This window comes from Cryobacterium sp. Y11 (assembly GCF_002929535.1).
Lineage (GTDB): Bacteria > Actinomycetota > Actinomycetes > Actinomycetales > Microbacteriaceae > Cryobacterium.
In genome coordinates, this window is sequence record NZ_PJJO01000061.1 from 202,199 (window position 1) to 217,047 (window position 14,849).

Annotated in this window: 15 protein-coding genes; 11 read left to right on the plus strand and 4 right to left on the minus strand. The window is 61.8% G+C overall.

The window, feature by feature from the left end; translation table 11 throughout:
• Window positions 1-29 precede the first annotated feature (29 nt).
• Complete coding sequence (locus CXY75_RS17580) at window positions 30-809, minus strand: CPBP family intramembrane glutamic endopeptidase (protein WP_233201996.1); 780 nt, start codon at window positions 807-809, stop codon at window positions 30-32.
• A 267-nt stretch (window positions 810-1,076) separates the two neighbouring features.
• Here CXY75_RS17580 and CXY75_RS17585 point away from each other — a divergent pair, with 267 nt between their 5' ends.
• The 7 genes from CXY75_RS17585 (at window position 1,077) to CXY75_RS17610 (ending at window position 9,252) form a co-directional block, all read left to right on the plus strand.
• Window positions 1,077-2,693, plus strand: coding sequence for an ABC transporter substrate-binding protein (locus tag CXY75_RS17585; protein ID WP_104084094.1), 1,617 nt, complete (start codon window positions 1,077-1,079; stop codon window positions 2,691-2,693).
• A 122-nt stretch (window positions 2,694-2,815) separates the two neighbouring features.
• Entirely contained in the window at window positions 2,816-3,745 is a 930-nt protein-coding gene (locus tag CXY75_RS17590) for an ABC transporter permease (RefSeq protein WP_104084095.1), read from the plus strand.
• Window positions 3,735-4,685: an ABC transporter permease gene (locus CXY75_RS17595; RefSeq protein WP_104084096.1), complete on the plus strand. Its 951-nt coding sequence runs from the start codon at window positions 3,735-3,737 to the stop codon at window positions 4,683-4,685. Before CXY75_RS17590 ends, CXY75_RS17595 begins: the two co-directional genes overlap by 11 nt.
• On the plus strand, window positions 4,682-6,430 hold the full coding sequence (locus tag CXY75_RS17600) for an ABC transporter ATP-binding protein (protein WP_104084097.1): 1,749 nt from the start codon (window positions 4,682-4,684) through the stop codon (window positions 6,428-6,430). The genes CXY75_RS17595 and CXY75_RS17600 overlap by 4 nt, the downstream gene beginning before the upstream one ends.
• Window positions 6,431-6,519: 89 nt before the next feature.
• Window positions 6,520-6,657, plus strand: coding sequence for a hypothetical protein (locus tag CXY75_RS19905; protein WP_158251247.1), 138 nt, complete (start codon window positions 6,520-6,522; stop codon window positions 6,655-6,657).
• 131 nt (window positions 6,658-6,788) lie between these two features.
• Window positions 6,789-8,699, plus strand: a complete 1,911-nt coding sequence (gene typA / locus CXY75_RS17605; RefSeq protein WP_104084098.1) for a translational GTPase TypA — start codon at window positions 6,789-6,791, stop codon at window positions 8,697-8,699.
• 88 nt (window positions 8,700-8,787) lie between these two features.
• Window positions 8,788-9,252, plus strand: a complete 465-nt coding sequence (locus tag CXY75_RS17610) for a hypothetical protein (RefSeq protein ID WP_104084099.1) — start codon at window positions 8,788-8,790, stop codon at window positions 9,250-9,252.
• Here the strand turns inward: CXY75_RS17610 and CXY75_RS17615 are convergent.
• The 3 genes from CXY75_RS17615 to efeU form a co-directional block, all read right to left on the minus strand.
• Window positions 9,161-9,658: a Dyp-type peroxidase domain-containing protein gene (locus tag CXY75_RS17615; RefSeq protein WP_233201997.1), complete on the minus strand. Its 498-nt coding sequence runs from the start codon at window positions 9,656-9,658 to the stop codon at window positions 9,161-9,163. The genes CXY75_RS17610 and CXY75_RS17615 overlap by 92 nt on opposite strands.
• A 169-nt stretch (window positions 9,659-9,827) precedes the next feature.
• The gene (locus CXY75_RS17620; protein ID WP_233201998.1) at window positions 9,828-10,334 is read right to left on the minus strand and encodes a cupredoxin domain-containing protein; all 507 of its coding nucleotides are present in this window, start codon (window positions 10,332-10,334) and stop codon (window positions 9,828-9,830) included.
• Window positions 10,335-10,353: 19 nt separating this feature from the next.
• Entirely contained in the window at window positions 10,354-11,211 is an 858-nt protein-coding gene (gene efeU / locus CXY75_RS17625; RefSeq protein WP_104084100.1) for an iron uptake transporter permease EfeU, read from the minus strand.
• 148 nt (window positions 11,212-11,359) lie between these two features.
• On the opposite strand from efeU, the gene CXY75_RS17630 reads away from it, so the two are divergent.
• The 4 genes from CXY75_RS17630 (at window position 11,360) to CXY75_RS17645 (ending at window position 14,792) form a co-directional block, all read left to right on the plus strand.
• Window positions 11,360-11,827 carry a hypothetical protein gene (locus CXY75_RS17630; protein ID WP_104084101.1) on the plus strand — a complete coding sequence of 156 codons (468 nt, stop codon included), beginning with the start codon at window positions 11,360-11,362 and terminating at the stop codon, window positions 11,825-11,827.
• A gap of 36 nt (window positions 11,828-11,863) precedes the next feature.
• Window positions 11,864-12,187: a ferredoxin gene (fdxA, locus tag CXY75_RS17635; protein WP_104084102.1), complete on the plus strand. Its 324-nt coding sequence runs from the start codon at window positions 11,864-11,866 to the stop codon at window positions 12,185-12,187.
• Between the two features lie 9 nt (window positions 12,188-12,196).
• A complete protein-coding gene (gene dapC, locus CXY75_RS17640) occupies window positions 12,197-13,297 on the plus strand; it encodes a succinyldiaminopimelate transaminase (RefSeq protein WP_104084103.1) in 1,101 nt (366 codons plus the stop codon).
• 208 nt (window positions 13,298-13,505) lie between these two features.
• Complete coding sequence (locus CXY75_RS17645; protein ID WP_104084393.1) at window positions 13,506-14,792, plus strand: citrate synthase; 1,287 nt, start codon at window positions 13,506-13,508, stop codon at window positions 14,790-14,792.
• Window positions 14,793-14,849 lie beyond the last annotated feature (57 nt).

Genomic DNA, 14,849 nt, shown 5'->3' on the forward strand with positions numbered 1-14,849 from the left:
GTCGATCGCTCGTGCCAAGCCCGGCGGGGTCAGCTGGTCGGGGCGAGCAGCCCCGGCCACCAGGCCAGCGCGAGCGGGTAGCCGACGAAGGAGAGAATGTCGAGCAGCCAGTGCGTCACCACGAGCGGCATGGTGCGCCCCCAGCGGGTATAGCACCAGCCGAACACGACGCCCATGGCGACGTTTCCGAAGAACGGCCCGACGCCCTGGTACAGGTGATAGCTGCCGCGCAGCACGGCCGAACTCAGAATGATGGTCCAGGTCGACCAGCCGAGCTCGCGCAGCCGAGTGAACAGATACCCGACCGCGATGAGCTCTTCGACCAGCGCGGCTTTGAGGGCGGCGAACACCAGAATGGGGATGGTCCACCAGAAGGTGTCGAGCGGCGACGGCACGACGGCCACCGTAAACCCAAACGCCCGCCCGGCCAGGTAGAGCGCTAGCCCCGGAATGCCAATGACGAGCAGTAGTCCGAACCCGCCGAGCACGTCGCGTCCCGGTCGGGTCAGGTCGAAGCCGAGTGTGCTGAACGGGCTCTGCCCGGGCCGCCAGAGCAGAAACAGAACCAGGGCAACCGCCGCGAGTCCGAACGTGATGCCGAGAAACTGGTAGGTAAAGTCGAGCCATTCGCGCGGCGACTGAGAGCCGTTCAGTGTCGCCGACTGCTCGGCGAGCGGTGTCACGTCGGTCAATCGGGCCACGATCGACACGATCGAGTACACGGCCGACGCCCCGAGCGACAGGGCGAGCGCAATGCCGATTTCCCAGTACAGCCGGGCGTTGCGTGAGCCGCGGAGGGATGCGATCATGCCCTCCATCCTGCCAGTGTGCGGCTCCATGTTTGCGCTCGTCCCAGTTACCGTAACGAAAGGGATCGTTTCAAAGTAGGCCTTTCCTGCACTATTTACCGATTTCCGACCGATTTGACGCACAATACCTGCGTCAAAGGTCTCACCTACGTAACGGTTGAAGCGCTGATGACTGTTTTGGGGCTGGGCCACCTAGTGTCGATCCTGAGTAGAACGACGGCATGGTCATCAATTGTGCAGAGCGTGCACCTTTTCACTGGAGGAACATTGAGAATCAAGAGACTTGGCGTAGTTGCAATCGCGTTCGCCGCGGCGGGAGCATTGACGCTTTCCGGCTGCGCAGGCGGAACTGCGGAGCCCGCCGCAAGCAGTGATGCTTCGGCAATCGTCAGCACGAATGGCTCTGAGCCGCAAAACCCGTTGATCCCGACCAACACAACTGAGACCGGTGGCGGAAAGATTGTCACCTCGCTCTTTGCCGGGCTCGTCTCATACTCGGCAACGGGCGAGATCCAGAACGAGGTTGCCGACTCCATTGAGTCCGACGATGCAACCACCTGGACCGTCACGTTGAAGGACGGGTGGACCTTCACGAACGATGAGCCCGTAACGGCCGAGTCGTTCGTTGACGCGTGGAACTACGGCGCACTGCTCAGTAACGCCCAGAGCTCCTCGTACTTCTTTGATGACATTGTCGGCTACGACGGGGCCGCTGATTCCGAGCTGACCGGCCTCAAGGTCGTCGATGACAAAACCTTCACGGTGGAACTCGCTTCCCCCGAGGCTGACTGGCCGCTGCGCCTCGGCTACACAGCCTTCTCGCCGCTGCCGAAAGCGGCCTTTGCGGACATGGCCGCTTTCGGTGAAAATCCGATCGGTAACGGTCCGTACATGCTCGCCTCCGACGGTGCTTGGACGCACGAGGTCAAGATTGAGCTCGTGACCAACCCCGCCTACGACGGCGTGCGCAAGCCCGTCAACGGTGGCCTGAGCATCGTATTCTACGCCACGCAGGATGCGGCCTACGCCGACGTGCAGGGTGGAAACCTCGACGTTCTCGACGCCGTTCCGGACTCCGCATTCCAGACCTACCAGAGCGACTTCCCAGACAGCTACGTGAACCAGCCTGCAGCGGTCTTCCAGGCATTCAACATGCCGTACTACCTCGCGCACTGGAGCGGTGACGAGGGCAAGCTCCGTCGTGCTGCTATCTCCATGTCCATCGACCGCAAGGAAATCACCGACGTCATCTTCCAGAGCACTCGCACCCCGGCGACCGACTTCACTTCCCCGGTCATCGCCGGCTACTCGGACCAGCTCAAGGGTGCGGACGTTCTCGAATTCAACGCAACCAAGGCCAAGGAACTGTGGGCCGAAGCAGACGCGATTTCACCCTACACCGGCACCTTTGACATCGCCTACAACGCAGACGGTGGCCACCAAGGATGGGTTGACGCTGTCATCAACAGCATCAAGAACACCCTTGGCATCGACGCAGTCGGCAAGCCGTATCCCACGTTTGCTGCAGCCCTCGATGACCGTGAGAATGAAAAGCTGACCGGTGCCACCCGCGCCGGCTGGCAGGGCGACTACCCTTCGCTGTACAACTTCCTTTCTCCGCTGTACCAGACCGGTGCCGGATCCAACTACGAGGGATACAGCAGCGCGGAGTTCGACACCCTCCTCAAGGAAGGTGCAGCAGCTTCATCCGTTGAGGCAGCGACCGCCAAGTATCAGCAAGCACAGGAAGTCCTGCTCAAGGACCTGCCGACCATCCCGCTGTGGTATTCCAACGTGACCGCAGTCTGGTCAGCCGACACCGTCAGCAACGTCGCGTTTGGTTGGGATGGCGTGCCCCTGTACAGCGAGATCACTAAGGGCTAAGAAAGCCGTAAGAATTACTTAATACATGAATACCCGGGGGCGCGCGCCCCCGGGTATTCCCATGGTTAGAATCGCGAAGTGATTGTGATGTTCATGCATATTCGATCCATTATGGCAACCTGATGCTCTGGTACACCGGCAAGCGTCTCTTACAGATGATCCCGGTTTTTTTCGGGGCCACCTTCCTCATCTACTTCATGGTTTTCTCCCTACCGGGCGATCCCATTGCCGCTCTCTTTGGCGACCACCCACCGAGCCCTGCGGTCATTGAGCAGATTCGCGCCGAGTACAACCTTGACGAACCGTTTTTTGTGCAATACCTCATCTACATCGGTGGGTTCTTCCAGGGCGACCTCGGAACAACCTACTCCGGACGAGCCGTCTCCGACGTGATGGCTGCTGCGTTCCCGATTACCGCTCGTCTGGCGCTCCTGGCCCTTGCGATGGAGGCTGTCGCTGGCATATTCGTGGGACTCGTTGCAGGATTGCGAAAGGGCAAGTTTTTCGACGCGAGCGCGCTCGTTGTGAGCTTGCTGCTCATTAGCGTGCCGACATTCGTCATTGGTTTTGTGCTGCAGTACGTCTTTGCCATCAACCTTGGATGGGCCCGTACGACGGTGAGCGGTGCTGCCCCGTGGAGCGAACTGATCCTTCCCGCGCTCGTGCTGGCCTCCGTCTCATTCGCGTACATCGTTCGGCTCACCCGCGCGAGCGTGTCAGACAATCTCAGCGCGGACTTCGTTCGCACCGCGACAGCAAAGGGGCTGTCGCGACCGCGGGTGGTCACCGTACATGTGTTGCGCAACTCTCTCGTACCGGTCGTCACATTCCTGGGCGTTGATCTTGGTTCCCTGATGGTCGGTGCCATCGTCACAGAGGGCATCTTCAACATCAACGGTGTTGGTGGCACCGTCTTCAAGGCGATCAGGCTCGGCGAAGGACCGACCGTGGTGTCTTTCATCGCAGTCATGGTCGTGATCTTCGTTGTGGCCAACCTGCTCGTCGACCTGTTGTACGCAGCACTTGACCCGAGGATTCGTTATGCCAAGTAGCACGCAGGGGAGGCAGCCGCACTTTGTCGCCGCCCTCGAAGACACCCCGATCGTTGCAATCGACCGACTGGATGAAACCCAGAAAGCTAGCAGTACGTGGTCGGACGCCTGGGATTCGATGCGACGTCGTCCAACTTTTTGGATCTCGTCTGCATTGATCCTCCTCGTTGTGATCGTCGCACTTTTCCCGACGTTGTTCACCCAGACGTCTCCCACAGCTAACTGCTTGCTAGGCAACAGCAATGGTGGACCCGAGGCTGATCACCCGTTTGGGTTTACCCGCCAGGGCTGCGATATCTACGCGCGGGTGATTTTTGGCACGCAGGCGTCCGTTACCGTGGGCCTTCTCGCGACCGTGATCGTCACGCTGTTCGGCATCATTGTCGGATCGCTCGCGGGCTACTACGGAGGATTTCTGGATGCCATCGTGTCGCGGATCGGCGATATTTTCTTCGCCATCCCAACAGTTCTGGGCGCCATTGTTCTTCTCTCTGTGCTCCCGGACCGCTCGCCGATCGTGATCGCTCTGGTGCTGTCGATCTTTGCGTGGCCGCAGATTGCACGGATTATGCGTGGTGCCGTTCTTTCGGCACGCAACTCGGATTATGTCAATGCGTCGGTCGCGCTCGGAGTGTCAAAATTCAAGATTCTGATTCGCCATGTCGTTCCCAATGCCATCGCGCCCGTGATTGTGATCGCCACGGTGTCGCTCGGAACATTCATTGTGGCTGAGGCAACCCTGTCGTTCCTCGGAATCGGCCTCGGAGGCGGAATCATGTCCTGGGGAAATGACATCTCCCAGGCGCAGACCGGCATCCGTACAGCCCCCCAGGTGCTCATGTACCCGGCAGCAGCGCTGTCGGTCACCGTGCTCGCCTTCCTCATGCTCGGCGACGTTGTTCGAGATGCACTTGATCCCCAAGCGAGGGCGCGCCGATGACCGAGACCGTAACCGAAACTGTGGGCCAGAACACTAATGGTGCCCACACCCCCCTACTTCAGATCACCAATCTCGAGGTGGGGTTTCAAACCCAACGTGGCCTTGTTCCTGCTGTCCGTGGCGTCAGTCTGAGCCTGTATGCGGGACAGACCCTGGCTATCGTCGGCGAATCCGGGTCAGGAAAGACGACGACCGCTCAGGCCATTATCAACCTGCTGGCCGGAACCGGAAAGATCACTGCCGGCGAGATTCTCTTCGAAGGCCGCGACCTTACCCAGCTGTCGGCGAACGAAATGCAGGCCGTTCGAGGTCGTCAGATTGGCTACGTGCCACAGGACCCGATGAGCAACCTGAACCCGGTATGGAACATTGGCTATCAGGTCGAAGAGGCCATCAAATCCAACAGCGGTCTTCGGGGTAGGGACGCGCGTCAGCGCACGATCGAGGTGCTGAAGGAGGCCGGTCTCAGCGATGCTGAGGATCGCCTCAAGCAATTTCCGCACCAGTTCTCCGGCGGCATGCGTCAACGTGTGCTGATCGGCATTGGACTGTCGGCCCGACCGAAGTTACTCATCGCCGACGAGCCGACGAGCGCGCTCGATGTCACCGTGCAACGCCAGATTCTCGATCACCTGGCCACCCTCACCCGTGACTACGGCACGAGCGTTCTGTTCATCACGCACGACCTCGGCCTCGCGGCCGAACGGGCCGAGCAGCTCGTGGTGATGTACCAGGGCAAGGTCGTCGAGTCGGGGCCGTCGCAGGAAATCCTCGCCGACCCACAGCACCCGTACACCCAGCGGCTCGTCGCAGCGGCTCCAAGCCTTGCCTCGCGGCGCATTCAGGCCAAGAAGAATGAGGATGCCGCGGCGCCCGCAATATTCTCGGCCGGCGGCACCGACACCGCGCTGATTCGACGCGCCACGGATCGTGAACTGGCGGCATCGGGCACAGACCTCATTTCGGTTGTGGGCATCACCAAGATGTATCGCATCCGCAAGTCCGGTCTGAAGTATGACGAACTCCTCGCCGTCAATGACGTGTCGTTCGGCGTGAAGAAGGGCACCACCACGGCAATCGTAGGGGAGTCTGGTTCCGGCAAATCCACCGTGGCCAAGCTCATTCTGCAGCTAGAGAACACCACGAGCGGGCGGATCGAATTCGATGGGCGCGATCTTGCCGGTTTGAAGGGACGCGAGCTGCTGAACTTTCGTCGCCGTGTGCAGCCGGTCTTCCAAGACCCGTATGGCTCTCTTGACCCGCAGTACAACGTGGGCAACACCATTGCGGAGCCCCTACTTGCACACAAAGTGGGATCCAGTAAGGAGCGACAGAAGCGAGTGCTGGAGCTCCTGGATCAAGTGTCCCTGCCAGCCGCGACGCAATTTCGCTATCCGAGTGAGCTGTCGGGCGGTCAGCGCCAGCGCATCGCGATTGCGCGCGCCCTAGCGTTGAAACCAGACGTGCTGGTGCTCGACGAGGCTGTGTCTGCGTTGGATGTGCTCGTGCAGGGGCAGATTCTCAATCTCCTCACCGAATTACAGTCCGAGCTGGGCCTGACGTACCTGTTCATCACCCACGACCTTGCCGTCGTGCGGTTGGTGGCCGACAACGTCTGCGTCATGCAGAAGGGGCGCATCGTGGAAGCAGCGTCTACCGATGATGTGTTCGACAACCCTCGTGAGCTGTACACCCAAGAACTGCTCGCGGCGATTCCCGGAGCTCACTTCGAGTTCGGCCGGTAGCCGGAACACGCAACCCTGTCTGGTGGGGACGGTCCCAAATTAGAAACCATCGACGTGAAGGTTGGGAGCGGCGCTTCCCAGGCGGCATTGTGGGCAACTCTAAAACTGATGTTCTCTACATTTCGTCCACCGTCGGCGCGTACCAAACCGTTCATGATCGAACGGATGCCGAGATTCAGCCGAACTTCAACGGAATCACCGACGACTCGGCCAGGGGTCGCTCCTGAGGGAGCGATCCCGCCAAGGCGTCGAAATCATACGGTAGGATAGTACTTTGGGTCACATTATGACTCCTGGTATCCATTCTTCGTCGCGCGCGAGACTCTGCGGCACTCATTCTTCGTAAGGATCTATTTTTATGGCGATTGCTACACGCAATAACCTCCGAAATGTTGCAATCGTTGCTCACGTTGACCACGGTAAGACGACGCTGGTCGACGCGATGCTCAAGCAGACCGACTCCTTCGCTGACCACTCACACGTTGAAGAGCGCGCGATGGACTCGAACGAACTCGAGCGCGAAAAGGGCATCACTATTCTCGCCAAGAACACGGCGGTTTCGTACAAGGGCATCCACGCCGCAGACGGTCCCATCACGATCAACGTGATTGACACCCCGGGCCACGCTGACTTCGGTGGCGAGGTCGAGCGCGGCCTGTCCATGGTTGACGGCGTCGTTCTGCTCGTTGACGCCTCAGAGGGCCCGCTTCCGCAGACCCGTTTCGTGCTCCGCAAGGCGCTCGAGGCCAAGCTTCCCGTTATTCTGCTGGTCAACAAGACCGACCGTCCCGACGCGCGCATCGACGAGGTCGTGGCCGAGAGCCAGGACCTCCTGATCGGCCTCGCGAGCGACATGGCCGACGACTTTCCCGACCTCGACCTCGACGCCGTGCTTGACGTACCCGTCGTCTACGCGTCGGGCCGTAACGGTGCTGCCAGCTGGAACAAGCCCGAAGACGGCACCCTGCCAGACAACGATGACCTCGAGCCGTTGTTCGATGCAATCCTCAAGCACATCCCGGCACCGACCTACGATGACACGCATCCGCTTCAGGCGCACGTCACCAACCTCGACGCCTCGCCGTTCCTTGGCCGCCTCGCGTTGCTGCGCATCTTCCAGGGCACCATCAAGAAGGGCCAGACCGTGGCCTGGGTGCAGCAGAACGGCACCGTCAGCAATGTGAAGATCACCGAACTGCTCATCACGAAGGCGCTGGATCGCTACCCGACCGAGAGCGCCGGCCCCGGCGACATCGTGGCCGTTGCCGGTATCGAGAACATCACCATTGGTGAGACCCTCGCCGACCCAGACGACGTGCGCCCGTTGCCGACCATCACGGTCGACGACCCGGCCATCTCGATGACCATCGGAACCAACACCTCGCCGCTCATGGGCAAGGTCAAGGGCCACAAGCTCACCGCCCGCATGGTCAAGGACCGCCTCGACCGCGAACTCGTCGGTAACGTCTCGCTCAAGGTCGTTGACATCGGACGTCCGGATGCCTGGGAAGTGCAGGGCCGTGGAGAACTGGCCCTGGCCATCCTGGTCGAGCAGATGCGTCGTGAAGGCTTCGAGCTCACCGTCGGCAAGCCGCAGGTAGTTGTCAAGCGCGTTGACGGCAAGGTGCACGAGCCCTTCGAACACCTCACCATTGACGCTCCCGAAGAGTACCTCGGCGCCATTACGCAGCTGCTCGCCGCCCGTAAGGGTCGCATGGAGAATATGGCTAACCACGGCACCGGCTGGGTTCGCATGGAATTCATCGTTCCCTCGCGCGGCCTGATCGGCTTCCGCACCCAGTTCCTCACCGACACGCGCGGTACCGGTATCGCCAACGCGATCCTGCACGGCTATGAGCCCTGGGCCGGTACCATCAACACCCGCACGAACGGTTCCATCGTGGCCGACCGCTCCGGTGCGGTCACCCCGTTCGCGATCATCAACTTGCAGGAGCGCATGTCGTTCTTCGTGCAGCCCACCAGCGAGGTGTACGAAGGCATGGTCATCGGCGAGAACTCGCGCGCCGACGACATGGACGTGAACATCACCAAAGAAAAGAAACTGACCAATATGCGTCAGTCCAGTTCCGATACGTTCGAGTCGATGACGCCGCCTAAGCAGCTTTCGCTTGAGCAGTGCCTCGAATTCGCTCGCGAAGACGAGTGCGTCGAGGTCACCCCGGCCGCCGTGCGTATCCGCAAGGTCGAGCTCACCGCAGCCGCTCGCTCACGCCAGGTCTCGCGCGTGAAGAAGATGGACGCTAACTAGCATTAGCCTCCCGCGAGAGTGAAGAAGTGCCGCTTCGACTTGGTCGAAGCGGCACTTTTACACTCTCGCAGAACTTGAAAGGTTCCAGATGACCACCAGCGCACCTCTGCGACGAGTCGGCCTTGCCCTCGTTGTTGCCGCAGCCGGGCTCACGCTCCTGGCCGGCTGCTCCCTGGGCGACAGCGTGCGCGATACGGTGAACGGCGCCGTAGACGGTGCCGTACAGGACGCAACGGGCGGTAACGTCAGCCTCGGCGGCGAGCTTCCCGCGGACTGGCCGGCCGAAATTCCCGTGCTCGACGGCGAGGTTCTTTTCGCGAGCGGTGGCGTCGGGCAGAGCGGGGTCAGTGGCTGGGTGGTCACCGTCAATGCCACGTCGACGACCCCCGTAGACGATGCCAGGGCTCAGCTGGTGGAAGCCGGCTTCACCGAAGTGGTGGCCGGGGTCGACGTGGACGTCGTCACCGTGGCCAACGAGAACTATGGCGTCGTGGTAGCCGGCAATCCCGACGGCGTTCTCTACACGGTGACACCGGTGCCCGCGCTCGGTTAGACGCAGAGCGGCGCGCCCACGTAGCCCCCTGCGTGGGCACCAGCCGGTACCGCGAACAGGGTAGTCCCGACGTGGCGAATGTACTGGTTGAGCGCATCGTGCTGGGCGAGGCTGAGGTGAACCGTGGTGAACCGTGGTGAACCGTGGTGAACGGGTCAGGCGAGCGCTGAAAGCTGGTGAAGAACAGCCCTTTCTCGAGCCGGCCCAGATCGTCCTTGCCATCGACACAGGTGTAGCCGCGGCGCAGCAGTTTGGTTCCCTGGTTCCGGGTCGGATGCGTCAGGCGCACGTGCGACGCGGCTCCGATCAGCGACTCGCCTTCTGCGCCGGCCAGCGTAAAGTCGGGCTCGCGGAACTCGGTGCCGCCGGAGAGCGGAGCGTCAGCCCCCGTGCTGCGGCCGAACACCGCCTCTTACTCGCGCAGCATCGTGCGATCCCCGGTCTCAACGGTCATCTGGATGCGGCGCGCTACCAGCTAGGATCCAGTGCACCCGGGTGCTGGCGTACAGGCTGCGGGCCGTGTCGTCGTCCCCGGCCAAGTGGGCCGCGGCGAACGCGTCGGTGCCGGTGACGAGCTAGTCGATCTGGTTGCGCACGGAGGAGCCGTAATTGGTGGTGATCGTGTCGATGTGGGAGGCGAGATTGCTGTTGACGGTGGCTGCGGCATCCGTTTTGGTGGCGGTGAATTCGGTTTTGCCGACGCCGTCTCCGGTCATGCCCGGCTTGCAGGCTGTGAAGTAGCTGCCGGCTTCGAGTTGCACGACGAGGTCGCGGCTTAGGCCGGGACCGATGTTTTCCGCCTCGCCGACGATGCGCAGACCGTCTTCGGCGAGCAGGTAGAACTCGGTCACCTGGTCGCCGGAATTGGCGACCGTGAAACGGATGCTGCCGGCCGGCGCCTCGTTCGCGCTCACCGCGCAGCCGGTCGCGCTGCTATCCACGGTGAGCGCCGTGTGCGTGGACGCCGGGTCATTGGCGACACAGCCGCTCAGCACGACAATACCGAGCAGACCGACACCGACCAGACTGACACTGCGCAGACTGACACTGCGCAGACTGACAGAGTGAATAACACGGGGCATGGAGATCCTTTGAACAGAATTAGTGGGCAGGGACGCGTGCGCGCGGCGCGACTGAGAGCTGGCGAGCACCGGGGCGCCCGAGGCGGCTCTTCGTGATGAAGACGGTCAGGGTGGGCGCGGCGTAGGCCAGCCAGGCGAACATCTCCAGCCAGGTAGTAGCGGGTGAAAAATTGAGGGCGCCCTTGAGTAGCGTGCCGTACCAGCTGTCCGGCGGCACGGCGGCGCTCACGTTGAAGGCGAGGGCGTGCAGGCCGGGAAGGATGCCGGCCTCTTGCAGGTCGTGCACGCCGTAGCTGAGTACACCGGCGGCGACGATGATGAGAATGGCGCCGGTATAGGTGAAGAACTTCGACAGGTTGATCTTGAGCATGCCGGAGTAGATGAGCCAGCCCAGACCGATGGCGGTCACGATGCCGAGGGCCGCGCCAATCAGCGGCATGGTCGTTGCTCCGGTGGCCTGCACGGCGGCCCAGATGAATAGGGCCGTTTCGATGCCCTCTCGACCGACGGCGAGAAAAGCCACAAGTACGAGTCCGAGGCCAGCGCCGACGAGGTGCTTGTCGATATTGCCCTGCAGGTGTCCCTTGAGATCGCGCGCGGTGCGCAGCATCCAGAACACCATCCAGGTCACCAGGCCGGTCGCGACGATGGATAGCACGCCGCCGATAGTCTCCTGCGCGGTGAACGACAGCCCGTAGGTGCCAAAGGTGAGCAGGGCACCGATGCCGAGGGCGAGCAGCACGGCCAGACCGACACCGAGCCAGATGCGTGGCAGCACGTCACGCCGGTTGATTTTCACGACGTAGGCGATGAGAATTGTCACGATCAGAGCGGCCTCAAGGCCTTCGCGCAGGCCAATCAGGTAGTTTGCGAGCACGTGGATTCCTCGTAGGTTTTTCGGTCGAATTTGGTAAGGCTAACCTTACCGATGCTGACTCTAGCCCGCGGCCCTCGCAAATGTCTAGTTATGATGTGATTTGGGCACAGAAGTCGTCCAGATAGATGCAGAAACGGTGCGTAAGTCCATGGTCAGGTCCAGCATCGGCGAGACGGATGCTGCGCGGCACGATCGCGACCAGACCAGCGTTTCGGCGTGGGCGCGGCTCGCGCGGCGGTCGCTGGCCGGTCTCGGCGGCCTGCTGCTGGGTATCCTCTTCGGTGTGCTCGGAACCGTCGCGCACCAGAGCACCCTGCCGCTTTTCGGTGTTCTGCTGCCCATCGGCCTGACCACCGCGTTCGTCGGAATAGGCGCCCTGCTGCTCGGTCTGCGTCTTGTCGTCGGTGACCGGTTTGTCGTTGGCCTGGCCGCGGCCGGGCTGCTGGTTACTATTTTTTTACTGTCCCTGCGTGGTGCTGGGGGATCGGTGCTCGTTCCGGCCGGACTGCCCGGAACCCTGTGGACCGTGGTTCCGGCCCTGATCGCGGCGTTCGTTGTGGCTTGGCCGAAGCTGCCGCAGGGCCGTCGGCCTCCGCACCAGGGCGGTGGGGCGTAGAATTAGGAGTCCGCTCTCGAAGGGAATCCCCAGCCTGTGACCTATGTGATCGCTCTTCCCTGCGTCGATGTGAAAGATCGTGCCTGCATCGACGAATGTCCGGTGGACTGCATTTATGAGGGGGAACGCTCCCTCTATATTCACCCGGACGAGTGCGTGGACTGCGGAGCCTGCGAACCGGTCTGCCCGGTCGAGGCCATCTACTACGAAGACGACCTGCCCGAGCAATGGGCCGAGTACTACAAGGCCAACGTTGAATTCTTCGACGACATCGGCTCCCCGGGAGGCGCGGCCAAGGTTGGCGTGATCGCCAAGGACCACCCCATCATCTCCGCGCTGCCCCCGCAGGTAGCGCACTAAGCGGTTTTCATGCTGAAGCCGCTCCCGGATTACCCCTGGGACCAGATGGTCCCCTTTGCTACGCGGGCACGGCAGCATCCCGATGGCATCGTCGATCTCTCGATCGGTTCGCCGGTCGATGCCACTCCGGACGTGGTGCAGCACGCTTTGCGCACGTCTGCGGATGCCCACGCCTACCCGCAAACCGTTGGCACGCCGGCCCTGCAGCAGGCGATCATCGCCTGGTATGCCCGCCGCCGCGGTGTCACCGGCCTGACGGGGAAAAATGTGCTTCCCACGATCGGTTCCAAGGAACTCGTCGCACTGATGCCGTTCATGCTGGGCCTGGGCGAAGGCGACACGATCGTGCACCCATTGGCCGCTTACCCGACCTACGCGATCGGCGCCGCCATCGCGGGGGCTACTGCCCTGGCCTCCGATGATCCTGCCGAATGGCCAGGCTCCACCAAGCTGATCTGGCTGAACAGTCCGGGCAACCCTGACGGCCGGGTGCTCTCCGCCCCAGCTCTGCACGCGGCCGTTGCCCGTGCGCGTGAACTCGACGCCGTCATCGTGAACGACGAGTGCTACGCCGAGCTCGGCTGGGATGCTCCCTATGACACCGAGCCGATCCCCAGCATTCTCGACCCCCGCGTGATCGAGGGCGACCAGCGCAAAGTCGTCGCAATCTACTCGTTGAGCAAGCAGTCCAGCATGGCCGGGTATCGCGCTGCCTTCGCTGCCGGCGACAGCGATGTGATCGAGCGGGTACTCACCGTGCGTAAGCACGCCGGACTCATGCTGCCGGCACCGCTGCAGGCCGCCATGATCGCCGCTCTCGGCGACGACGAACACGTCGCGGCGCAAAAGGAACGCTATCGGACACGGCGTGCACTGCTGCGGCCAGCACTCGAACAGGCCGGTTTTCGAATTGACCACAGCGAAGCCGGGCTCTATCTCTGGGCTACCGAAGGGTGCCCAGCGTGGCAATCCATTGAACGGATGGCCGCTCTCGGCATCCTCGCCGGCCCCGGCCCGTTCTATGGTGACGTCTACCCCGAACACGTGCGGTTCTCGCTGACAGCGACCGACGAGCGCATCGCTGCTGCCGCAGCTCGCCTGCGCGCGTAAATTGTGGATGATAGCCAACGAATCGCCAGAACTCTTAGCTGATGCAACAGTAGGCGGCTGGGCAGATTAGGCTGTACTCGCGACAGGGTCGACCTCGGCAGTAAGTTTAAGAGTCGACTCAGTGACGCGTCGCTACATTTCATCCGTCAGTGAGACCCGAGGAGGCTCCGTGACCGACGTCGCGCAGCACGCAACATCCGGCGCACCGTTGAGCGCTGACCCCAACAAGGTCACACTTACCTTTCCCGGCGGTAGCGCAGAGTTCCCACTTTTGACCAGTGTGGATGGCGTGTCGAGCATCGACATCTCCACCCTGACCAAGAAGACTGGCCTCACCACTCTGGACTATGGCTTCGTGAACACGGCGGCTACCCGGTCCGCGATCACCTACATCGACGGCGATGCTGGCGTCCTGCGCTATCGCGGGTATCCGATCGAACAGATCGCCAAGAACTCAAACTTTCTCGAGACGGCCTGGCTGCTCATTTACGGTGAGTTGCCCAGCGCCAGCGAACTCGCTAACTTTGACGATCGCATCCGTCACCACACGCTGCTCCACGAAGACATGCGCCGGTTCTTTGATTCTTTGCCGCACAAGGCGCACCCGATGAGCGTGCTTGCCTCGGGGGTTTCGGCCCTGTCGACGTTCTACCAGGACTCGCTTGACCCGAAGGACCCGGCGCAGGTCGAGATTTCAACCATTCGCCTGCTGGCCAAGCTGCCGGTCATGGCCGCGTACGCTCACAAGAAGAGCGTCGGGCAGGCCTTTCTGTACCCCGACAACTCGCTGAGCTTCGTCGATAACTTTCTCAAGCTCAACTTCGGCAACATGGCCGAGCCGTATGAGATCAATCCGGTCGTCAGTAAGGCGCTCGAACGCCTGCTCATGCTGCACGAAGACCACGAGCAGAACGCCAGCACCTCGACGGTGCGTCTGGTCGGTTCGACCGAGGCCAACCTGTTCGCATCCGTCTCGTCCGGCATTAACGCCTTGTTTGGCCCACTGCACGGTGGCGCCAATGAAGCCGTGCTGGCGATGCTCGGCGAGATCCAAGCATCCGGTCAGGGTGTCGAGAAGTACGTCGAACGCGTCAAGAACAAGGAGCAGGGCGTCAAGCTCATGGGCTTCGGCCACCGGGTCTACAAGAACTATGACCCGCGTGCCACCCTGGTCAAAGAGAGTGCCCACGAGGTGCTCGCCGCCCTCGGCGTCAAGGACGACCTGCTCGACATCGCCCAAGAACTCGAACACATCGCCCTGAACGACGACTACTTCAAGGAACGGCGCCTCTACCCCAACGTTGACTTTTACACGGGCGTCATCTACAAAGCAATGGGCTTTCCGACGCGCATGTTCACCGTGCTATTTGCGATCGGCCGGCTGCCTGGGTGGGTCGCGCACTGGCGTGAGATGAACGAGGATCCGGCCACCAAGATCGGCCGCCCGCAGCAACTCTACGTGGGCTCCCCGGCACGCGACTACCCTCTCAGGTAACACCGCAGAACGTATTCGCCAGGCGGAATATGCACGGGAATACGCTACGGGGGGACC